18 protein-coding genes and 9 tRNA genes are annotated in these 23,757 nt (G+C 31.2%); all 27 read right to left on the bottom strand.

Annotated elements, in window-relative coordinates:
- Window positions 1-395: 395 nt before the first annotated feature.
- Window positions 396-1,361, bottom strand: a complete 966-nt coding sequence (gene dusB, locus D2A34_RS25505; RefSeq protein ID WP_079438605.1) for a tRNA dihydrouridine synthase DusB — start codon at window positions 1,359-1,361, stop codon at window positions 396-398.
- A gap of 46 nt (window positions 1,362-1,407) precedes the next feature.
- Window positions 1,408-2,208, bottom strand: coding sequence for a type III pantothenate kinase (locus D2A34_RS25500; RefSeq protein WP_079438604.1), 801 nt, complete (start codon window positions 2,206-2,208; stop codon window positions 1,408-1,410).
- A gap of 184 nt (window positions 2,209-2,392) precedes the next feature.
- On the bottom strand, window positions 2,393-4,063 hold the full coding sequence (locus D2A34_RS25495; protein ID WP_079438603.1) for a formate--tetrahydrofolate ligase: 1,671 nt from the start codon (window positions 4,061-4,063) through the stop codon (window positions 2,393-2,395).
- Window positions 4,064-4,344: 281 nt separating this feature from the next.
- A complete protein-coding gene (gene ftsH / locus D2A34_RS25490; RefSeq protein WP_079438602.1) occupies window positions 4,345-6,153 on the bottom strand; it encodes an ATP-dependent zinc metalloprotease FtsH in 1,809 nt (602 codons plus the stop codon).
- A gap of 74 nt (window positions 6,154-6,227) precedes the next feature.
- Window positions 6,228-6,767 carry a hypoxanthine phosphoribosyltransferase gene (gene hpt, locus D2A34_RS25485; RefSeq protein WP_079438601.1) on the bottom strand — a complete coding sequence of 180 codons (540 nt, stop codon included), beginning with the start codon at window positions 6,765-6,767 and terminating at the stop codon, window positions 6,228-6,230.
- 2 nt (window positions 6,768-6,769) lie between these two features.
- A complete protein-coding gene (tilS, locus tag D2A34_RS25480) occupies window positions 6,770-8,176 on the bottom strand; it encodes a tRNA lysidine(34) synthetase TilS (protein WP_079438600.1) in 1,407 nt (468 codons plus the stop codon).
- 204 nt (window positions 8,177-8,380) lie between these two features.
- Window positions 8,381-10,792 carry a stage II sporulation protein E gene (gene spoIIE, locus D2A34_RS25475; protein WP_079438599.1) on the bottom strand — a complete coding sequence of 804 codons (2,412 nt, stop codon included), beginning with the start codon at window positions 10,790-10,792 and terminating at the stop codon, window positions 8,381-8,383.
- 553 nt (window positions 10,793-11,345) lie between these two features.
- Window positions 11,346-11,434 (bottom strand) — tRNA-Leu (locus tag D2A34_RS25470).
- Between the two features lie 76 nt (window positions 11,435-11,510).
- Window positions 11,511-11,586: transfer RNA gene (locus tag D2A34_RS25465), tRNA-Met, on the bottom strand.
- A 21-nt stretch (window positions 11,587-11,607) separates the two neighbouring features.
- Window positions 11,608-11,696, bottom strand: a tRNA-Leu gene (locus D2A34_RS25460).
- A gap of 6 nt (window positions 11,697-11,702) precedes the next feature.
- Window positions 11,703-11,779, bottom strand: a tRNA-Met gene (locus D2A34_RS25455).
- 7 nt (window positions 11,780-11,786) lie between these two features.
- A tRNA-Met gene (locus tag D2A34_RS25450) sits at window positions 11,787-11,862 on the bottom strand.
- Window positions 11,863-11,883: 21 nt separating this feature from the next.
- Window positions 11,884-11,972, bottom strand: a tRNA-Leu gene (locus D2A34_RS25445).
- Between the two features lie 6 nt (window positions 11,973-11,978).
- Window positions 11,979-12,055, bottom strand: a tRNA-Met gene (locus D2A34_RS25440).
- A 7-nt stretch (window positions 12,056-12,062) separates the two neighbouring features.
- Window positions 12,063-12,138: transfer RNA gene (locus D2A34_RS25435), tRNA-Met, on the bottom strand.
- A 21-nt stretch (window positions 12,139-12,159) separates the two neighbouring features.
- A tRNA-Leu gene (locus tag D2A34_RS25430) sits at window positions 12,160-12,248 on the bottom strand.
- A gap of 271 nt (window positions 12,249-12,519) precedes the next feature.
- The gene (locus tag D2A34_RS25425; RefSeq protein ID WP_079438598.1) at window positions 12,520-12,930 is read right to left on the bottom strand and encodes a S1 domain-containing RNA-binding protein; all 411 of its coding nucleotides are present in this window, start codon (window positions 12,928-12,930) and stop codon (window positions 12,520-12,522) included.
- 156 nt (window positions 12,931-13,086) lie between these two features.
- Window positions 13,087-13,374 (bottom strand): FtsB family cell division protein, encoded by a 288-nt coding sequence (locus tag D2A34_RS25420; protein WP_079438597.1) that lies wholly within the window; start codon window positions 13,372-13,374, stop codon window positions 13,087-13,089.
- A 76-nt stretch (window positions 13,375-13,450) separates the two neighbouring features.
- Complete coding sequence (gene yabQ, locus D2A34_RS25415) at window positions 13,451-13,843, bottom strand: spore cortex biosynthesis protein YabQ (RefSeq protein WP_079438596.1); 393 nt, start codon at window positions 13,841-13,843, stop codon at window positions 13,451-13,453.
- A gap of 9 nt (window positions 13,844-13,852) precedes the next feature.
- Window positions 13,853-14,146: a sporulation protein YabP gene (yabP, locus tag D2A34_RS25410; protein WP_079438595.1), complete on the bottom strand. Its 294-nt coding sequence runs from the start codon at window positions 14,144-14,146 to the stop codon at window positions 13,853-13,855.
- Window positions 14,147-14,266: 120 nt separating this feature from the next.
- Window positions 14,267-14,527 (bottom strand): RNA-binding S4 domain-containing protein, encoded by a 261-nt coding sequence (locus D2A34_RS25405; RefSeq protein ID WP_079438594.1) that lies wholly within the window; start codon window positions 14,525-14,527, stop codon window positions 14,267-14,269.
- Between the two features lie 70 nt (window positions 14,528-14,597).
- Window positions 14,598-14,873 carry an HU family DNA-binding protein gene (locus tag D2A34_RS25400; protein WP_008422747.1) on the bottom strand — a complete coding sequence of 92 codons (276 nt, stop codon included), beginning with the start codon at window positions 14,871-14,873 and terminating at the stop codon, window positions 14,598-14,600.
- A 220-nt stretch (window positions 14,874-15,093) separates the two neighbouring features.
- Window positions 15,094-16,545: a bifunctional methyltransferase/pyrophosphohydrolase YabN gene (gene yabN, locus D2A34_RS25395; RefSeq protein WP_079438593.1), complete on the bottom strand. Its 1,452-nt coding sequence runs from the start codon at window positions 16,543-16,545 to the stop codon at window positions 15,094-15,096.
- 15 nt (window positions 16,546-16,560) lie between these two features.
- Complete coding sequence (locus tag D2A34_RS25390; RefSeq protein ID WP_079438592.1) at window positions 16,561-18,096, bottom strand: putative polysaccharide biosynthesis protein; 1,536 nt, start codon at window positions 18,094-18,096, stop codon at window positions 16,561-16,563.
- Between the two features lie 96 nt (window positions 18,097-18,192).
- Window positions 18,193-18,741, bottom strand: coding sequence for a stage V sporulation protein T (gene spoVT / locus D2A34_RS25385; protein ID WP_079438591.1), 549 nt, complete (start codon window positions 18,739-18,741; stop codon window positions 18,193-18,195).
- Between the two features lie 279 nt (window positions 18,742-19,020).
- Complete coding sequence (locus D2A34_RS25380; RefSeq protein WP_079438612.1) at window positions 19,021-20,055, bottom strand: peptidylprolyl isomerase; 1,035 nt, start codon at window positions 20,053-20,055, stop codon at window positions 19,021-19,023.
- Between the two features lie 198 nt (window positions 20,056-20,253).
- A complete protein-coding gene (gene mfd, locus D2A34_RS25375; protein WP_119368258.1) occupies window positions 20,254-23,757 on the bottom strand; it encodes a transcription-repair coupling factor in 3,504 nt (1,167 codons plus the stop codon).

Raw genomic sequence — 23,757 nt, 5'->3', positions numbered from 1 at the left:
ACTTTACTCCCCTTTAAAACCTTTTATAATTATTTAATTAATAATTGTAATTATTGAGTTTGATTCAAACTAATATTACCTAAGTTTTCTTATTATACGCTTTATCATTAAGATATTATACTGTTAATAAAATAAAACTTATCAAACTAACATAAATACATTATAATATCTCCTTAGCCTCAAAATCATTTAACTAATTATAAATCAGCATATTTGATATGTCAATAAATCCTGACTGAAAGCAATTCATAGTATTCTGTTTAATTCATCACTAAAATATTATTTGATTTAAGTTAGAAATTTGTTGTTAATCTTATAATATCTACAATATTATTTTTAATACGTATAAATAATAAATTTATGCGAGTATTAATAATATGATTTTAGTGATCAAATTATACTTCTTCTTTATATTTCTTCAAAATTTCTATTACTTTGCTGCTATCATTTATTGTATTAATTTCATTTTTAATATCTGTACATCTTGGTAACCCTTTAATATACCATGATGCATGTTTTCTCATCTCTCTTATAGCTTTAAATTCACCATCGTATTTAAGTGCCAATTCATAGTGCCTAAGGCACATTTCAACTCTTTCCCTATGTGATATTTCTTTAATAGGTTCATTTTTTAATATGCTGCTAACTTGCTTAAATATCCATGGATTTCCTTGACTTCCTCTAGCTATCATTATGCCATCGCAGTTAGTTATTTCTTTCATCTTTAAAGCGTCTTCTGGAGAAAATACATCTCCATTTCCTATTACAGGTATTGACACACCATCTTTGACTTTTTTTATTATATCCCAATCGGCAAACCCTTGATACATTTGTTTTGTAGTTCTTCCGTGGATAGCAATTGCATCAACCCCTGCTTGTTCCATACCTTTTGCAAATTCTACTGCATTAATGTTATCATCATCAAATCCTTTTCTAAACTTAACAGTAACTGGTTTTGATGAAACCTTTTTTATTTCCTTTACAATATTAAATGCAAGTTCTGGTTCTTTCATTAATGCAGACCCTTCTCCATTTTTAACTATTTTAGGAGCAGGACATCCCATATTTATGTCTATAATACAAATATCATCTCTATTATTAAGATGTTCCTCGCAAATATTTGCCATAATCTCCGGATCTCTTCCGAAGATTTGAGCCGCCACAGGTCTTTCTTCATCTGCTGTTCTAAGCAATGCTTGTGTATTCTCACTTCCATAATATAACGCTTTAGCACTAACCATTTCAGTATAAACTAACCCACATCCCATTTCTTTGCATAGTCCTCTAAAAGATATATCTGTTACACCTGCCATGGGTGCTAAGAATATATTATTCTCAAAGGTTAACTTCCCTATCTTCATTTAGAATGTACTCCTCACCTTCTATATTTTCGGACTGCATATTATTTTAGCTTTGAAAATTTTCCGTTTCCTTATTTTTTTCATATAATATTTTTAATCCTTCTAAAGTTAAATCCGAATCAACTTTGTCTATAACATCAGTTTCTTTAGCTATTAAATTAGCTAACCCACCTGTTGCTAGCACAAACGGTTCTTCCTTATATTTAGAATTTTTCATTTCCTGTTTCATCTTTTTAACTATATATTCAACTTGCCCAATATAACCGAATAAAATTCCTGCCTGCATGCTTGATACAGTATTTTTGCAAATCATATTCTTAGGCACTTCCAATTCTACTCTTGGAAGCTTAGCTGCCCTTTCAAATAAAGCATCTGCTGAAATTCTTATTCCAGGACATATACATCCTCCAAGATAATCTCCATTTGCCCTAACCGCGCAAAAAGTCGTGGCTGTTCCAAAATCAATTATTATAACTGGTCTTTTATAGATTTCATACGCCGCAACGGCATTTACTATTCTATCAGCCCCAACTTCTCTTGGATTATCATATTTAATATTTATTCCCGTCTTCACTCCCGGTCCAACTATTATAGGTTCATGGCAAAAGCATTTTCTTAACATATTTTCTAAAGAATGCATTATATTAGGAACAACAGAAGAGACTATAACTCCAGCAATATCTTTAGGATTGATATTACTTAAGTTAAATAATTGCATAACCTGTATACCATACTCATCTGAAGTTTTATTTCCTTCACTTGAAATACGCCAACTAGCTATATACTTTTCTCCATCATGTACTCCCAGAACAATATTAGTATTACCTGCATCAACAAGTAAAATCATAGAAAGCACCACCTTAATACAGTTAAATTAAAAGCAGCCCAAAGAGCTGCCTTAATTTAGAAATTCACTTAAAAATAACAATATAATTTTAACAATTCTAATTTATTTGTCAAGGGTTTAACGATCATTTTAATACAATCCCATCATTTTCTTATATTTTTATTTTAATAAATACTTTTATAAGTTAAAATAATCCTATTATCTCTCCACTCTTTAAGACATCCATCTTGTTTGCGGCCGGAACCTTAGGAAGACCTGGCATTGTCATTATATCTCCAGTTTGGACAACTATAAATCCTGCACCATTAGATACTCTAACTTCCTTTACAGTTATATCAAATCCCTGCGGCCTAGCTAAAAGACTTGGGTTATCTGATAAAGAGTACTGCGTTTTTGCCATGCATATAGGCAATTTATCTAATCTAAATTTTTCTAGTTCAGCAATTTGTTTTTTAGCAGCTGGTGTATAATTTACTTTGTCAGCTCCATAAATTTCCCTGGCAATAGTCTGTATTTTTTCTTCAATAGAATCTTCTTTATCATATATTGGTGAAAAATTTGAATTGTTCTTATCTAATATATCTAACACTATATTTCCTAGTTCAACTCCACCTTCTCCTCCTTTGGCCCATACATCACATAGGGCTACTTTAATTCCCATATTATCACAGAAGTTTTTAATAAATTCTACTTCCTCTAGACTATCTGTTACAAATTTATTTATAGCAACAACTGGTGTTACATTAAACTTCTTTATATTCTCTATTTGTTTTTCTAGATTAGCTATTCCATTTGATAAAGCTGAAACATTTGGATTGTTCAATTCAGTCTTAGCTACTCCTCCATGATGTTTTAATGCCCTAATTGTCGCTACTATTACAACACACTCTGGTTTTAACTCTCCATATCTACACTTTATGTCAAAGAACTTCTCAGCTCCCAAATCTGCTCCAAATCCTGCTTCAGTTACTGCAATCTCTCCAAGCTTTAAAGCCAACTTAGTTGCCATTATAGAATTACACCCGTGAGCAATATTAGCAAATGGCCCCCCATGTATTAATGCTGGAGTATTTTCTAATGTTTGAACTAGGTTAGGCTTAATTGCATCTTTCATAAGTAAAGCCATAGCACCTTGAATCTCCAATTGTCTTGCATATACTGGTTCACCGTCTAAATCATATGCAACAACTATATTCCCCATTCTTTCTTTTAAATCTTCTAAATCACTTGCCAAGCATAAAATAGCCATTATTTCAGATGCAACAGTTATATTGAACCCATCTTCTCTAACGAACCCATTAACCTTTCCACCCATTCCAACAACAATATGTCTTAACGCTCTATCATTCATGTCAATAACTCTTTTAAAAACTATCCTTCTAGAATCAATCTTTAAAATATTTCCTTGATGTATATGATTATCTATAGCAGCTGACAATAAGTTATTAGCAGATGTAATAGCATGCATATCACCAGTAAAATGAAGATTAATATCTTCCATCGGAACTACTTGGGCATATCCACCACCTGCAGCTCCACCTTTTACTCCAAAAACCGGTCCTAGGGATGGTTCTCTCAACGCTATTACCGCCCTCTTACCAATCTTATTTAGCGCCTGCCCTAAACCAACAGTGACTGTTGATTTTCCTTCACCAGCTGGTGTTGGGTTTATAGCTGTTACTAAAACTAATCTTCCGTCTTTATTATTCTTTACTTTATCATACACATCTAAAGATATCTTACATTTATATTTTCCATAGTATTCAATATCATCTTCGCAAAGACCTAATTTTTCAGCTATACTTTTTATCGGCTCCATCTTCGCTTCCTGTGCAATTTGAATATCACTTTTCATTTAAGTATCCTCCTAATATTAACCATAATCGATATATTGTATATACATTATATCACTTCAATTTATTCAATAAAAGTTTTTTCGAACAATTCATAGAAATATACTCAAATTATTCGCATTATTGCTGATACTTATTACTATTTTGAGTATAGCAATTATAAATTATGCAAAATATATATTTCCTAAATAGCCTATAGTTAGCCAATTCAATACATTTATGATTTTCCTTGAAAAAACAAAAGCTATTTCAAAATGTTTTACACTGAAATAGCTTTTACTCATTAATTATTTATAAAGATCTTTTCGAATTCTTCTGCATCTAGCTTCTCTTTTTCAATTAAAGCTTGTGCTACAGCATGTAATATATCCATATTTTCTTTTAACAGTTTATTAGCCTTATCATATGCTTCATCAATAAATCTTTTAATCTCTTTGTCTATTTTAGAACCAATTTCTTCACTAAAATCTCTGCCTTTTCCCAAATCTCTTCCAAGGAACACTTCATCATGACTAGATGCATTATATGATATTGTTCCAATTACTTCACTCATACCATAATCCATAACCATACTTCTAGCTATATGACTTGCTCTATCTATATCACTTTTAGCACCAGTGCTTATATCCCCCATGATCAATTTTTCAGCAACTCTTCCACCTAAGAGTCCAACCATTTCATCTTCTAATTTAGATTTTGAAGTGTATGAAGTATCCTCTTTAGGAAGATGCATAGTATATCCACCAGCTCTTCCTCTCGGAATTACGCTTATTTCATGAACCGGGTCACAATTCGGAAGCAATCTCATAACAACTGCATGACCTGCCTCGTGGTAGGCTGTCAATTTCCTATCATGCTCAGTTATTACTCTACTTTTCTTTTCTGGTCCTGCAATTACCTTAGTTATGGCTTCTTCCATTTCAGACATAGAAATTTGTTTTCTTTCTCTTCTAACTGCAAGTAAAGCTGCTTCATTTGTTAAATTCTCTAAATCTGCTCCTGAGAATCCTGGCGTTCTCTTTGCAAGTACATCTAATTTAACATCGTCTTTAAGAGGTTTCTTTTTTGTGTGTACTTTCAGAATTTCCTCTCTGCCTTTTACATCTGGCGCTCCAACCATTATTTGTCTATCAAATCTTCCAGGTCTCAATAATGCAGGATCTAATATATCTGGTCTGTTTGTTGCCGCAATCATAATTATGCCTTCATTTACACCAAACCCATCCATTTCAACAAGAAGTTGATTTAGCGTCTGTTCTCTTTCATCATGACCGCCGCCTAATCCAGCACCTCTTTGTCTTCCAACAGCATCAATCTCATCTATGAAAACAATGCAAGGCGAATTTTTCTTAGCTTCTTCAAATAAACTTCTAACTCTTGATGCACCAACACCAACAAACATCTCAACAAAATCTGAACCTGATATACTGAAAAATGGTACTCCCGCTTCTCCCGCTATTGCTTTTGCAAGTAAAGTTTTCCCTGTTCCAGGAGGCCCAACTAATAATACACCCTTAGGTATTCTAGCACCCATTTGTATATATCTAGCTGGCAACTTTAGAAAATCAACAATTTCTTCAAGTTCTGCTTTTTCTTCATCTGCACCCGCTATATCTTCAAACGTTACAGTTTGAGTATCTGGAGTTACCATTTTGGCCTTACTTTTACCAAAATTCATAACACCTCTACCTCCACCTCCGCTTTGGGACTGTTGTGTAAATATAAATAAGAATATAAATATAAATACTGCCATCAACACAAATGGAAGCAATGTTGCAATCCATGTTGCATTATTAGATGGTTTTTCAAAAACCACTTTAACTTCTGATTTGGGTTGATTCTCTATTAATGAACTAACAAGTTCACCTGGAGCATACGTAACAAAACTCTTATTATCAGTTGTCTTACCTTCTATGGTCATACTATCTTCTTTAATTATAACGCTCTCTATTTCGTTTGCATTCCACTTTTGTACGAATGCACTATATGCCATATCACTTGACCCTTTTCCTGTCTGCCACATAGTAACTGCTGCTAAAACTAGCATGACAGAACACACAATCCATACAGCTGCGCTTGAATATTTTTTCATTCAAGGCCCCCCTCTCTCATCATATTTAAAATTTTACCATACGAATATTCTTATTACAACGAAAATTGCAACCCCTATTTTTCATATACTTCAGGTTTTAATATACCTATAAACGGTAGATTCCTATATTTTTCAGCATAATCTATTCCATACCCAACTATGAATCCATCGGGTACTTCAAACCCAACATATCTAACATCTAAATTCGAAACTCTTCTTGCTTGCTTGTTTAGTAAAGCTACTATTTCTATACTATTTGCCTTTCTAGCTTCTAAATATTTTAATAAATATGTTAAAGTAACTCCTGTATCAACAATATCTTCAACTACTAGTATATCTTTTCCTTCAATATTATTGTCTAAATCTTTCAAAATTCTCACAACACCAGATGTCTCTGTAGAATTTCCATAGCTTGATACTGCCATAAAATCTATTTCACAATGAATAGATATATTCTTAATTAACTCTGCCGCAAATAAAACAGATCCTTTTAATATTCCAACTACAACTAAATCCTTTCCTTTATAATCATTACTTATTTTATCAGCAAGTTCTTTAATTCTCTTTGTTAAGACCTCTTCTGAAAATAATATCTCTTGTATATCTTGTTTCATATTCAATATTCCTTCCTCTCGACAACTACTTTTAATATATTTTTACTTTGTGCAGTAACTTTATATTCTTCTGAATTTCTGACCCCAATAATCCATGCAACTCTTTCATCAAAACATAAAATGGGGATAGTATCTCTTTCATCTTTTGAAATCTTCATATCAATGAAGATATCTTTCAATTTTTTACTTCCATTCATACCTAAAGGAACAATTTTATCTCCATTCTTTCTATTTCTTACTGAAATAATCCCATTTACCTTATCAAAATCAAAATATTTTATTAAATTACTTTCATTTAAATTTATACTATTTTCTTTGTGATTATTCATCACTGAAAACTTAATGTAATAATTACGAAATTCAATTGTATTGTTATGCGCATTATTCTTATTTAGATTTATCTCTTCTTTGATATTAATTGTATTTAGTTTTTCTTTTTTTCTTTTTATGTATATATCTCCATAAATATTTTCAACATAAATTTGATTTGGTAATTCTGATACTTTCCCAGATTCCTTTTTAGCTAAATCAATAATCATATATATATGCTTCATTTCAAAATCATAGTTCGATTTTGAATACTTAGTTATGGCATGTCTTAGTGTTCTATTAAGCACGGCTTCTTCTTCTCTAAATATCTCCCTTTTTATTATAAAATAATCATCATATTCTACACAATATTTATTGTATAAATCTAGAGATAATTTTTCAAGGAATTCATTATCTTTTTTTAAAAGCACTGACATCCTATTCAAAGTTTGTACTATATCTTCATTAAAATTAGCTTTCATATATGGTAATATATCTAATCTTATTTTGTTCCTATTATATATTCTTTCAAAATTAGTTTTATCAATTCTAGGTTTTAAATTTTTAGATTCTATATATTTTTCAATTTCTTCTCTTCCAAGACATAAAATGGGCCTTATTATCTTTTCATCTCTAAATGCCTTAATTCCTACAATTCCTTCAAGACCAGTCCCCCTCATAATCCTAAATAAAATCGTTTCCGCTTGATCATTAGCATTATGTGCTGTAGCAATTTTATTAAATCCTTCCTTCTTCAGAATCTCATCAAAAAAATCATATCTAACACTTCTACCTGCCATTTCTGAAGACACCTTATATTCCTTAGAATATTCATTTATATCCACACGTTTTATAAAGTATCTTATTCCCATTTCCCTGCATATATTAGTTACATATTCTTCATCCTTATATGAATCGTCACCTCTTAAAAGATGATTTAAATGCGCTGCAGCTATTTCTATCTCTAATTCCTCTTTTAATTGGAATAATATATTCAAAAGACATACAGAGTCAGGTCCTCCTGAAAGAGCTATTAGAACTTTATCTCCCGGTTTAATTAAATTATTATCTCTTATATAAGATAGCACTTTTGTATACAAAAATTAACACACCTACTTTTTTTGTAATATAGTATCGGTAAACATAATGCTGTATAGTATATTTTACGCATATATATTGCATATGTAAATATTAACTCAAGTAAAATTATTAATAGCTGTCTCAAAACTATTTTACATATAGCTTCGAAACAGCTATTAATAATATTTAAGTATCTGAGAGAATAATTAACTAGTCACACCTCCTCAGCTATCTAAATAAACTTTTGAAACCACTACTGTCATATCATCTTTAATAATCCCTTTACTCAACTTCATTGCTTGTTTTAGTATTTTTTCAGAAAGCTCCCTAGGATCTGCATTAATATTCTTTAAAAATTCTTCTATCCAATTAGACCTTCCAGAATTTAATTTATCAATATCTAAAACTCCGTCACTTACATTTACTAAAATATCCCCAGGCCTTAATGTTTCTTTAATGATTTCTACATCAACTTCATCTACAAGCCCAAATGGCAAGTTTTTTGAATTGATTGTTTTCACCTCACGTCCCCTCTTTATGAAGCTAGGTGCTGCGCCAATCTTAACAAACACTGTTTCACCATCATATAAATTGACTTTATTCAAATCCAATGTAGAATATTTCTCACCTTCTGCAAATCTCATCCCCACAATAGAGTTGACTGTATTTACAGTTATATCCTCATTAAATCCTGCTTCCATAAGTTTTTCCACTAAATCAACAGTTGATTTACTTTCTTCCCTCGCTTCAGGACCTGATCCCATTCCATCACTTAATATAGTCATATAATTTCCATTTGTAGTTTTTCCAAAACTATAACTATCTCCTATTTGAGTTTCCCCTTCTTTAGGCTCTATAGCACCATATGAAACCATAGAGTACTTCGGTTTTTCCTCTATAACAATTGTACACTCGTTCGTCTTAGTATTAATATTACATCCATTATCCCCTACATATAACTTTATTCTTATTGCACTACCTAGTAAAGAAAGAATATCCTTCTCACAATAATTACTTTTTTCATAATTATTTATACTCAATCTAATTTTGACTCTACCATTTTTATCCACATAGCAAAAAACATCATTATAATGAATCATGTTCTTATTTAATACGCGCTTTACGATTCTCTCCAAATCAGAATCAATACTAACTTCTCTTTTAAAATCACTTAGAAGATTATCCAATGTACACGATATATTTGATATATGTGCTGATACTATATTCTTCCCCTCCGCCAATCTCTCCTTTATAGCTTCATTTATATTATAATTACTTACTATAGCCTCTGTGTTCCTTAGCAAAGTAAAATTCTTAACACATTTCTTTTGCAAGTCCACCGGTATAGCTAAATTTCCTTTCTCATAATTTTGTATTAACTGTTGAAAAGAATTAAATGTTTGATGAAAACCTTTCTCCCAGCACAAAGATTTATTTTCACAATTTAAGCAACTTCTATCAGCTAAATTTTCTACCAAGGCACTTCCTTTTGATTTAATTAGCAGTTTTTCATTTTCACTATCATTTCTTAAGCATTTTGAAACTACAAGTAATACATTGGTCAGTTCTTTTAATTTAAAAGTGAATTCCTCCTTTATAGCATCCAATTGAATTTCTCCTAACGATGCTTTCTTCTTGTACGGATTTATCTCAACTTCAATACTTTTATACACAGGTTTGGGAATACATAAAAATAGAATAGAACTACTTAAAACCTCAATCCCTAATTTCAATGTTACTGCATTCGAATATAGAGCTAATGCAGTATAAATTATTACACCTGAGAGTATTGAAAATATTTTCCCTGTATCCTTGAATACTCCAACTATAAGACCGCCAACTCCAAAAAAGGCTACACTATACATCATATCATTAGATGCCACACCTATCATTATTCCCATTGCAACTCCAATCATCGCTCCATATGCGGCACCACCTACATATGCAATCGCTAAGACTAATGTTAATGCGCATATATTCCTCACTGAATAATCCATGAAATTAATATTTCCTATTCCAGCAATTATTAAACACATAAATATTCCTATACTAACTAACTCCTCAGAAGAAAAAAAATAATTAGTATTAACTTCCTCTAAAGAATTTAAAGCATATTTTATGACATAATATATAGGAACAACAATTAATGTCTGTATCAAACATAAAGTTATGTTCACTCCCAATTCATATTTATTTATGAAAAGTCCATAAAAGAAGAAACTTCCAAATATTATTACGAAGCTTGCCAATTCTTTTTGCCTTCTTTTAATTGGCGATATAAAAATATAATACATTGTTATCAAAATTACAGATACCAAATAAATATACCCATCAGTTAGCAAATCATTAATCGTTAAGTAACCTATAGCAATTCCTATTGCTGCAACTAAACTCTTCTTTTTATTTTCTCTTGTAATAATGGCTATTAAATATGCTATACCTATGGGTGCAATCCCCCGGCTATCAGATTGATTTAATAACAAATTTACTCTTCCAAGTAAGATACCTATAACTAAAATGATCCCTAATTTCGCTACAGATGCTCTTAACCAAACTTTTCTTTTTATCTTGGTCATCTCGTTTATTTCTTCGTATTTATTCATACCTAATCCATATTGCACATTAGCTCGCCTCATTTCCAAATAATGTAATATGATTATAGCATCTCTATTTTGAGATAAATGTCATAAGCTGTTTCTACAATTAAATTTTCGTAGGACAACTTCATCTAAAATTCTCTAAGATTTAATGATTTGGTGTATTATTCTATCTATCATAAAGTTCGTTAAGTTTCTTTTAAATCAATGTTAAATCAATATATTGAGCCAGCTATGGCACTTTTAATCTAATAATTAATTTGTCGTTAATATTATTTTATTAGAAATTTATAACTAATTATTTTTTCATAAAATTATATAGATGTGAATAGCACCCTATTTTTATCACTTTTTTAGGTTTTATATATTACAAATTGTTTTTAAAACTAATAAAGGGCGTAGCGCAAATAATTTATCCAACTACTTACATTACACCCTTATATATGGCTACTAAAAATGAATTATCCTAATATGTATCGCATCAGCTATTACTGATACTTTAATACCAACTCTTTAATACCGATTAGAAATCTATTATTTACTTATTATTCTTTAATGCAAAAAGACTTAAGCTACAATTAGCTTAAGTCTTTGGTGCCGAAGACCGGAATCGAACCGGTACGGTGTTTAACTACCGCAGGATTTTAAGTCCTGTGCGTCTGCCAGTTCCGCCACTTCGGCATATTATACGCATTCTCTTTAATTTAAAAGAATTTACGCAATCTCTTTTTTATTAGAGATTCATATTAATTATTTATGGTTGCGGGGGCAGGACTTGAACCTACGACCTTCGGGTTATGAGCCCGACGAGCTACCAACTGCTCCACCCCGCGATATTATTTTTATCATATATATGGTGCCGAAGACCGGAATCGAACCGGTACGGTGTTTAACTACCGCAGGATTTTAAGTCCTGTGCGTCTGCCAGTTCCGCCACTTCGGCACATATTGGTAGCGGAAATAGGACTTGAACCTACGACACCTCGGGTATGAACCGAGTGCTCTAGCCAGCTGAGCTATTCCGCCATATCAATGGTTGCGGGGGCAGGACTTGAACCTACGACCTTCGGGTTATGAGCCCGACGAGCTACCAACTGCTCCACCCCGCGATATTATTTTTATCATATATATGGTGCCGAAGACCGGAATCGAACCGGTACGGTGTTTAACTACCGCAGGATTTTAAGTCCTGTGCGTCTGCCAGTTCCGCCACTTCGGCACATATTGGTAGCGGAAATAGGACTTGAACCTACGACACCTCGGGTATGAACCGAGTGCTCTAGCCAGCTGAGCTATTCCGCCATATCAATGGTTGCGGGGGCAGGACTTGAACCTACGACCTTCGGGTTATGAGCCCGACGAGCTACCAACTGCTCCACCCCGCGATATTATTTTTATCATACATATGGTGCCGAAGACCGGAATCGAACCGGTACGGTGTTTAACTACCGCAGGATTTTAAGTCCTGTGCGTCTGCCAGTTCCGCCACTTCGGCATGTTGTACTTAACTAAGTCTCAACAACAAAGCTAATTATAGTATATAACTCTCATGCTGTCAACAAAAAAATCAATATAAATTTTAAAACTTAAATTTTAAATAATTATGTAACGCTCCAACTCCCACTATCAGTAGTCTGTAGTGAAATTTATAGTGTAGAATAAACCGTAAAAGAATACCTAAAACTTCTAGCCAATCTATTCTACACTTAAAAACTTTCAACTAATAAAATTTTATATTTATATGTTCATCACAGCTTTAAAAAGGTCTAATATCCTTTTTTTCCACCCTTACCTTTAAATTCTTGATGTTTTTTTACATCTTGCATTCTCTCTTCGCTATCTTTTAAGAACTTAGACATAATATCTTCAAAATTACCTGAATTAGTTGTCTTTTTCTTATCAGATGACTTCCAATCAATTTCTACAGGTTTAACTGATTTTTTTTGAACATTTGCTTGTTTTATAGAAAGACTAATTTTTCCGTTATCATCTATTGAGATAACTTTTACTTTCACCTTATCCTGCTCGCTAAGATGCTCTCTAATATCTTTTACGTAAGAATCTGCGACTTCTGAAATATGAACTAATCCAGTTTTGCCTTCAACTTCAATAAAAGCTCCAAAATTTGTAATGTTTATCACTGTGCCCTCTACTATGTTTCCTGCCATTAAGGTCATGTTTAAAAGACTCCTCCTTAAATTTTAAAAATATATAAATTTATAAGAACAAATTCTAATTTATAAAATATGTTCTTTAATTTTAAATACAAATTTAATTATTATTTAATTTTATTATATTAACAGAGTTTTATAGGCTTTTCTATATTATGAAAATTATTTAGAATTTGGGTTTATCTCATTATTAACAACTTTTTCACCTGGTTTAATCATTCCAAGTCTTTCTCTTGCTAATTTTTCCAGATAATCTGACGAATCTGAATTAATCTTTTCAACCTCATCTTGAAGCCTCTGATTTTTTTGCTTAACTTCATCTAATTGGGATTGCTTACTATCAATTTCCTTCTGAATTCTATTCACTGTTATACTTTGTTTAATATAACTAAATACAAAGAAGATAATAAATCCAGCAATTATTATTCTTTTTATTAATTTTTTTTTCATCTATAGAACCTCTATTTTGCAAATTCTCCTAAGTCTATTGTAAACACTATAATACTATTATTCAAGTAATTTTTTCTTATTTACGTCTATCTGTAATTTTATATATAATTATTTTTAATGGATATAATGTATTTTTTAATATAATTCGAATAAATCTGTAAAATGATTTTCCTATTATTATCTCGCCCGTATAAAAATACTTACTGAAAAATCTAAAATACAATAAAATAGCAATGGTTATAAAAATATATACATAGGGAGTCAAAAACGCATAATTAGTATATAGCAGAAAGGTAAACACAATTAGAGCAATAAGTATACAAAATAATAGATCTTCTATTATTGTCAATATTTTCATGGAATTTAATCCTCTTATTGCTCTATATATATCGAATAATACGCCTGTTATAACCCCTCCTATTAGACTGTATATAACAAGATTGATTTGCATATTTAATCCTAACGGCATACTATATTCCTACTTAAATAATTTACTTATTATACTTTCATTATTTTTTTTGGTCACCTTACCATTATAAACTATAGACGCAATACTCCCAGCTATTATAACATCACCATTCTGCACATCTAACTTATTCATTTTTAATTCTTCTCCCTTAATAGTTAAGTTACCTAGACAGGTAGTTAAATCTATCTTTTGTTCATCAAAACTTATAACTTCTATAACTCCACTTAAAGTTAGTTTTTTTCTATTTTCTAAAGCTAAACTTGATTTATTATCTTCTATTTTATTTTCCACTCTTTTCTCCATCAAAGATTCCTCCATTCACTTTTCTTATACAATATATGTTTATATATTGTAATTTAGAATCCAGAATCCTTTATAGCTATGTCTATATATCAAAAAAGAGTAAGAAAACTCTATAAGTCTCTACTCTTTATCCTCTTCCCCTTCAACAATAACATACATAGCCTTTGCATCTTCTTTTCTCACATGTTCTGCTATGTTAACAATTTCTGCTTTTAGTATTCTATTTGCAAAGGTTATTTGAATTATATCTCCTTCCTTTATTTTTGTGGAAGGTTTTGCAACTTTATCATTAATTAATATACGGCCACTCTCGCATATTTCTTTTGCTACTGTTCTTCTCTTTATGATACGAGATACTTTTAAATATTTATCTAATCTCATAATTTTCTCCTTTATCAAAAGAACCCGAGAAAACTCGGGTTCATATTTACTCTGTCTAACATGTATTTTATTACTTGTTAACTTTATCTTTGAATTCTTTACCAGCCTTAAATACTGGAACAGTTGTTGCAGGAATATTAATAACTTCCTTAGTTCTTGGATTTCTTCCTTCTCTAGCTGCTCTTTCTCTTGTTTCAAAAGTTCCAAATCCAACTAGTTGAACTTTTTCTCCTTTTTCTAGAGCTTCCTCAACACTTTCAATTAAAGCTTTTAATGCTAATTCTGCATCTTTTTTTGTTAACTTACTTTTTTCTGCCATACTAGTAATTAATTCTGCTTTATTCACAATAACATCCTCCTTAAAATCCAGTTATATATTTTTAACTGTTTTCTTTTATGTACTAAATTGCACTTCTTTATTATATAACCTCTTCAGCTACCCGTCTATAGAAAAACGCTTTCTTTTCCTATATATAACTAAATAATCCAATAAATCGTTACAACATAGTTCTTTATAAAATAATTATTCTGCACAAACTAGAAAATTCCTTTATTTAAATCATGCATTAATCTAATTCTTTTGAAATCTCCCAGAGTTTATCCATTTCCTCTAACTTCATATTCGTTAATTCAACATTTTCTTCCTTTGCAACTTTTTCAATATACTCAAATCTCTTTATGAACTTGTCTATAGTGTAGTTTAATGCTATTTCTTGGTCTACCTTTAAAAATCTTGCAACATTTACACATGAAAATAATAAATCTCCAACTTCTTCTTTTATTTTCTCCACATTTTTTGTATTATATACATCAATTACCTCTGTAAGTTCTTCTTTTACCTTATTTATTGCAAAATTAATATGCTCAAAATCAAATCCAACTTTTTTTGCTTTTTCTTGAACCTTATGTGCTCTTAATAGAGCAGGTAATCCTTTTGTTATTCCTCTCATTTCTTCGCTAATACTTCTATAGCCCTTCTCGTTCCTTTTTAGGTCATCCCATTTTTCTAATACTTCTTCAGAAGAATTTAACTGGCTTGAATCTTTGAACACATGTGGATGTCTGTTTATCATTTTACTACAAATACCCTCTATTATATCACTTATATCAAAAAAACCATCTTCTTTACCTATGGATGCATGAAAAACAACTTGCAGAAGTACATCTCCCAGTTCCTCAATTAATGAGTCATCATCTTCTTGTTCTATTGCATCTATAACTTCATAACTTTCTTCTATTAATGCTTTTTCAAGAGATTTATGAGTCTGTTCTCTGTCCCACGGACAACCAGCTTCACTTCTTAGAATTTCTATTATCTCTAAAAGATCAGTAAAATCTTTTTTATTTTTAGTATCCTTAGGTATATATATAGATGTTAAATAGTCAATATCTTCCTGCATATCTAACTCAAATATAGGTATCCTTCGTATACTCTCTTGCCCCTCTATTCCTGCAGCTCTTACATAATAAATTTCAGTTTCATCGTTATAATTATCAAGTAACTTTAATTTGACTTCTGACGCTATCAATTGATTATAAACTTGTGTAACTATTGTACCGATTCTCTTATCTAACACTTGATTTCCTATATCAAAAGAGTCTATAACTTTCAGTCCTTCTATAGGATCAATCCTAAGACTTTCTATCATAGCATCAATAAAACTTACCGCTGGCACTATCTTATATTCTATGTCGCTCTTTTTACATAGATCTATAAGATTGAACACTGATTTTTCAGCAACTAATGGATGACCCGGTACTGCATATATTAAATCTCCTAAATCTTCATGTTTTTTAATTAAGTCATTAGCTATATTTGAGTATACCTGATCAAAGTTTTCTATGCTCTCATAGACATTGTCATAAGTATCAAATATAACTTTTTTTTCCTTCAAATATTCTACAGTCGGATGCTTTTCTGTTCTAAGAAATATATTTTTATTATTCTCAAGTTCATATATTGTTCCTATCGTTAGTGCATTCTTATCCCCTGGCCCTAATCCAATTATTTTAATCATCAGGTTTCTCTCCTTTTATCTTCGTTTAAGTCTACTTTTTATTTCTTCCATATCAAATACCTTAAATACGATTATTAATGTAATATATACTATAATACCCAAAAGTATAGATGTTAGGCAAGATAATCCATTACTTATTGTATTCTTATATATAATATTATAACTAAATAATACAAATAACATCATAATGGTTGATGCATATGCTGGTTTAATTAATATTTCATATAGGTTAAGTCCTATCTTTAAGGTAAACTTTAAAGTTATTATGTTTAAGATACTGACTACTACATACGCACTAAAACTTGCAATTACAGCTCCATATATATTAAAAGCCTCCATTGAGACCAAAGTCCATGTTAATATAACTTTTATTACACATCCTATTAGCAAGTTAACAATAGGTTTTATATAATTCCCTGTTCCCTGCAATATTGCTGTTGTTGTCTGAGTAATTATAATAAAAGGGATCGTCAATGATAAATACTTTAATATTTCTATTCCTTCAAACTTACCAGGGAAAATAAGCTTCATTACTGGTCCTGCCAAAAAAAATAGTCCAAATGTGCACGGAATTGCAATTACTGCTGCCATTTTCATAGATGCATCTATTTTGTTTTTTAATTCTCTTTGTTTTTTAAGAATAAAGTTTTCAGCTATAATTGGTATTAATGATGTGCAGATTGCTATGGAAAGAGTCAGTGGAATATTTATAATAACAGAAGCCTTTCCTGTTAGCTGTGCATAAAGTACAGTTGCCTGTGTGTTTGTAAATCCTGCTTGTAGTAATTTTTGCGGAACTAAAATGGAATCAATTAAATTCATAATACTACTAACAGTTGTACCTAATGAAATTGGAATTGCAATCCTTAAAATTGTGCTTAATATTTCAGGATTACTCTTTATTTTTTTCACTTTGTAACTTTTTCTTATCTTCTTATAGCTCGCATATAAATATGAACCACCCATGACTGCACCCGCCGTCGCTCCAAAGGCCGCGCCACCTGCTGAATACTCAATCCCCCGTGGTAATAGAAATACAGCTAATCCTACTCCAAAAATAACTCTTCCAACCTGTTCTAGTATTTGCGATATAGCTGACGGGGTCATATTTTGTAGACCTTGAAAAAAGCCCCTAAATATAGTTACAAAAGATATTACAATCGGTGCAAAGGATATTCCTATTAATGAATAATATGCTTTTGGATCCCATTTTAAAAATGTTATTATTGGTCTTGCAAAGAAGAACAATACCAATGTAGTGCCTGTCCCTATAATGGCCATTAAAATAGCGGATTCCTTCATTACTTCAAAGCTTCCACTTATATCATTTGTTGCATTTTTTTCTGATATCATCTTTGAAATTGCAACAGGAACTCCTGAAGCCATGGCTATAAAAAACATATATAACGGATATGACATTTGATAATATCCTATTCCTTCATCTCCAATTAACATTATTAGTGGCCATCTAAAAAATAACCCTAAGAATCTAGTTAATATTCCTGCAATTCCAAGAATGATACTCCCTTTTATTAGGGATTGTTTATTCATAAAACACCTCCAAACTTACACGTTACTAATAATTATTATTGTAAGTTTAGAGGTATTATTCCTTTTATTTTTCATACCGTAACTAAATTATCAATATTATTGCTCCATTTGCTTTCCTAAAAATGCTGCTGCTGTTTCAACTAACTTTGTTTCAACTTCTCCAAGCTCTACATCCTCTTTTGATAAGATAATTACAGCACCAATTTCATCACCTTCTGCTATAATTGGCGATATAACTTGACTAGTGTATATTGCTTCATCATCATCATTATGTAATGGTATTACTGAATTATTAGCTTTATTTAATAGTACAGTTTTTCTTCCATCCATTATTTTTTCTAGTTCACTGCTTACTTTTCTTTCTATGTAGTCTTTTTTAGGTGCTCCACTTATTGAAACAAATGCATCTTTATCAGCTATTAATACAACGTGACCTATAACTTGTTGCAAGCTTTCACAATATTCCTTTGAGAAATTAGTAAGTTCTTCAATTGGAGAATATTTTTTTAATATTACACCACCATCTCTATCTGTGAAAATTTCTAGTGGATCTCCTTCTCTTATTCTTAATGTTCTCCTTATTTCCTTAGGTATTACTACTCTTCCTAGATCATCAATTCTTCTAACAATTCCTGTTGCCTTCATTGGTTATATAACCTCCTTTGAAACTCTATTAATTGGTTGCAATATTATTATTTGAATTTCTAGAAATTTTATACACTTATAGACAAATTTTATATAAATAATTTTTCTCATGTAATTTAATTAAAAAGTGCCGAATACAGTTATGTTTTATATTTAAAATATACCTTATCATTAAAAAATTATTTATGAACAAAAAAGCCGTTACAGAATAATACTAAACTATTCTGTAACGGTCCTTTCATTTAATAATATTAAATTATTAATATCACTATTTTTTAATTAAAGCTTATCTTCATAAGTTTTAACTTTTAAATCTGTTTTCCACTCTTCTAACTTAGAGTTAAATGCATCGCCTTGCTTTTGTTGTAATAATGATGATTTTATTTGATCTTTAACCTGATCTAAAGGCGTAACCTGAGAGGTTTTCAATCCAGTGGCTTTTATTATATGGTACCCATATTGACTCTTTACTGGAGCAGAGATCTCATTCTCTTTCAAGTTCTTATATCCCTCTACAAATTCCGGAACTAATTGTGTTGAATTATATGGTTGAAATCCTAAAGTACCGCCTTGATCTTTACTTCCCGGATCTACTGAATTTTCTTTAGCCAATGTTGCAAAATCAGATCCAGCATCTAATTTAGCTTTTAAATCATTTGCCTTTTTTAACGATGCATCAAAGTCTATTGATCCATCACCAGCTTTTTCGGCAATTAAAATATGTGATACAGTTGCACCAGCTCCTTGTGTATATTTAGCATCCTTATTCTCATTATAATATGTTTGAACATCTTCATCTGTAACTGTTATATCTTTTACTATATCATCTTGAACAGCTTTCATTATAACTTCATTCTTTATAAGATCCTTAAGCTGATCTTCTGTCAATCCATTTTGCTCTAAAACACTTTCAAATTGTCCTTCTTCAGGAAATTGAGCTTTAGATTGGTTAATTTGATCATCAACTTGTTTGTTTATCTCATCATCCGATGGCTTTAAATTTAACTCATTAGCCTTTTGTAAAAGTATCTTTTGAGTTACTAGGCTATCTAGTTGCTGTTTTTTCATTTTTTGTAATTGTTCTTTGGCTTGTGCATTATTCTCGTAATCTTCTCCATATTGTTGCTTAAATTGAGCTGTATACTTCTCCATTTCTTTATCTAAATCACCTTTTGTTACTTTTTCGTTACCAACAGTTGCAAGAACTGTATTCTTTATCGCCTCTGGTGTCTTCTCAATCATCTTGCATCCCATAGCTGTCACTGCAATTGTCGATACAGCTATTACTGCAATAATCTTTTTTAATTTCTTCAAAATTTTCCCCTCGCTTATCCTAGATTTTAACTTTAAAAAATAACCTGCCATAAATATCATGACTCTTCAAGTCGGACAATGTTATTTTTCAATATATCTTCCTGTAAAAAGTCATAATATTAGTATATCAATATTATTTTTATTATTCAAATTTTTTACACTATTTTATTCGTACTTCTCTTTTATACCATATGTTTGTTACAGTATTATGTCATTAAAGACTTCTTTTAGAAATTCTAGTTTATTTTCCTTCTTTATATACTTTAGTTTAAATGCAAAATAAGGGTTTGATCCAAATTTTAATACAACACTACTTTTATACTCATCCATTAAAGTTTTGAATATGTTCTTATATTCACTTTCACCCTGTGCAAATTTAAATATCATTTCTTTTGGTGTTTCCTTTATCTCCTCTATGAAAATAGATTTTGCTTGGCTTTTTATATATGCAATATCCATTAGATTATATACTGGTTCTGGAATTTTGGAGTACCTATCTTCTAACTCCTCCTTTATATCATTGTAATCATCCAAGCCTTCGATTGCTGCTATCTTCTTATAAACTTCAATCTTTTGGATTTCATCCTCGATATAATTCTCTGATATAAATGCATCTACTTTTATATCCAAAGTTGTTTCTATAGGCTCTTTTTGAATTTCTCCCTTAAGCAGCTTAACAGTATCTTCAAGCATCCTACAGTATAAATCATATCCTATTGATGCCATATGCCCATGCTGAGAAGAACCCATCATATTTCCTGCGCCCCTGATTTCTAAATCTCTCATGGCAATTTTAAATCCGGACCCTAACTCAGTAAAATCTTTTAATGCCTTCAACCTCTTTTCAGCCACTTCGGTTAGAACCTTATCTTTAGTATATAAAAGGTATGCATATGCAATTCTATTAGATCTTCCTACCCTACCTCTTAATTGATATAATTGAGAAAGCCCCATTTTATCTGAATCATAAATTATTATTGTATTTACATTTTGAATATCCATCCCTGTTTCTATTATCGTTGTACAAACTAATACGTTATATTCTTGTGACATGAAATCGAACATTTCCTTTTCAAGTTGTCTTTCTGCCATTTGCCCATGAGCTACTCCAACTTTGCTTTCAGGTACTAACGTCTGCACGTACTTTGCCATTCTATCTATATCTTCCACTCTATTATAGACAAAATAAACCTGACCACCTCTACCAATTTCCCTAAGGATAGCGTCTCTTATAAGCTGGTCATTTTGCTCTACCACATATGTTTGGACAGGGTATCTCTCCTCTGGAGGCGTTTCAATAACTGAAATATCTCTAACTCCACTTAAAGACATATGGAGCGTTCTAGGTATTGGAGTGGCACTTAAAGTTAAAACATCGACATTCTTCTTTATCCCTTTAATTTGTTCTTTTTGCTTTACTCCAAATCTTTGCTCTTCATCTACAATTAGTAATCCCAGATCTTTGAATTGGATATCCTTAGATACCAACCTATGAGTACCAATCAGTATATCTAAATTTCCCTCTTTTACTTTTTGTAGGATTTCTTTCTGCTGCTTTCCGGTCCTAAATCTACTTACCATATCTATCTTTATAGGAAAATCCGAAAATCTGTTTTTTATATTTTTGTAGTGCTGCTCTGCCAATATAGTAGTTGGAACTAGTATTGCAACTTGTTTTCCATCCATAACAGCCTTAAATGCGGCTCTAAGCGCAACCTCTGTTTTTCCATATCCTACATCTCCGCACAAAAGTCTATCCATGGGCTTATCTATTTCCATATCATGCTTTATTTCTTCTAACGATGTCAATTGGTCTGGAGTTTCTTCAAAAGGAAATTCATCCTCAAATTGTTTTTGCCACTCTGTGTCCTTAGGAAACTTGTGTCCTTTTACAGTGCTTCTCATAGTATATAATTTTACTAAATCTTCTGCTATTTCATTAATCGATTTCCTAGCCTTTGCCTTTGCTTTTTGCCATTCTGCACTTCCAAGCTTATTAACTTTAGGAGACTTGCCCTCACTTCCAACATACTTCTGGATTAAATCAAGCTGATCCACAGGAACATATAATTTATCTCCTTTATCATATACGATATCAAGATAATCCCTTTTATGCCCTCCAACATCAATTTGCTTAATACCCTTATATACTCCAATACCATGATTAGCATGAACTACATAATCTCCTGGTTTTAATTCAGCAAAGCTCTTTATCTTAGAAATCCCTTTTCGCTTTGACTTATTATTGGCTCTTAATTTTCTCTTTGCTTCACCAAATACTTCTCTATCTGATATTACGCAAATTTTATACTCTGGATATTCAAATCCTTTTAGTTGATTACCAAAAGTTATTACAACTTCACCAAATTCAATTTTTTCAACAGAGTCTCTATAGACACTTTCTATTCCTCTATCTCTTAAGGTTCCTACTAAACGTTCTCCCCTGGCTCTTGTTCCAGATAGTATTAACGTCTTGTATCCTGCCTTCTTTTTACTTAGTATTTCATCAATTAATAGATCTAATTGCCCTTGGTAGCTATTAAGTGTTACTTGTGCAATATCCACTACTGAGACTGGGCTTAGCCAATCTGTCACTTTATTTAAAGATTCAAAAAAAGCAATTCTTTCCTCTTCAAATAACTCTAATATTTCTTCTTTGTTAAGTAATAGATTTCCTTGCCCCGGAAATATATCTCCTCTTTCTGAAAAAGCTGTAAAATTTTCTTCAAATTCTAAATAGGTAGACTCTAATTTTCCTTTACACCTTTGCACATTATCTACAATAAAGAAATAATCCTTAAAATAATCAAATAAACTTTCTGGTTCATTTACAAAATAAGGCAGGTAGCTATCTATAGTTTCAAACGATGATGTTTCCTCTAAAACTTCTAAATTCTTATTTAATATTTTTCTTAATTTTTCTACTCTTTCACTTCCCTTGTCATTAGAAGCTATTTTATCAAATTCTTCTTTGATCTTGTCACGTCCAAGTTTTAACGTTTCTTCAGATACAATAATTTCTTTGGCCGGAAAAATATCTATCTTTTTTACTTTTTCAATACTTCGCTGGGATTCTGCATTAAACGTCCTAATAGATTCTATTTCATCACCAAAAAGTTCAACCCTATATGGATAAGTTGAACCTGTCGGAAATACATCTAATATCCCTCCCCTTAGAGAAAATTGTCCTTTACCTTCTACCATTTCTACTCTTTCATAACCAGATTGAATCATCTTTCTTGATATTTCGGTAAAATTAACTTCAGCGCCTTCTTTTAATTTCATGCTATACTCCAAAAATGATTTATGTGGAGTATATTTAGATGCAAAGGCCTCTATTGAGGTTACTATTATTTTCTTTTTCTTATTTAATATTTCGTTTATTACCTTTAATCTTGCCCATCTTAAATCACCAGAAATAGCATCAATGTTATAAAAAACCATTTCTCTAACTGGAAAATAGTAAACTTCATTTGTATAAAATATCAAATCTTCATAAAGATTTTTCGCTTCCATGTCGCTTTGAGTAATAATAACCATAGATCTATCGGTGTTTTCGAACATTCCGCTTATGATATACCCTCTACCTGATTCAGATGCACCGTATATACCAATAGGATATTTCTTATTATTAATACCTTGAATTATACTTTGAAATTCTCTGCTACTTTCCAAGGGCTCTAATAACCCTTTTAATCTCAT

Origin of the sequence: Clostridium chromiireducens (genome assembly GCF_003575225.1) — a bacterium.
In the GTDB taxonomy this organism is placed as follows: Bacteria; Bacillota; Clostridia; order Clostridiales; family Clostridiaceae; genus Clostridium; species Clostridium chromiireducens.
The sequence above is the reverse complement of the archived record's forward strand: the minus strand, read 5'-3'. Positions and strand labels throughout refer to the sequence as shown.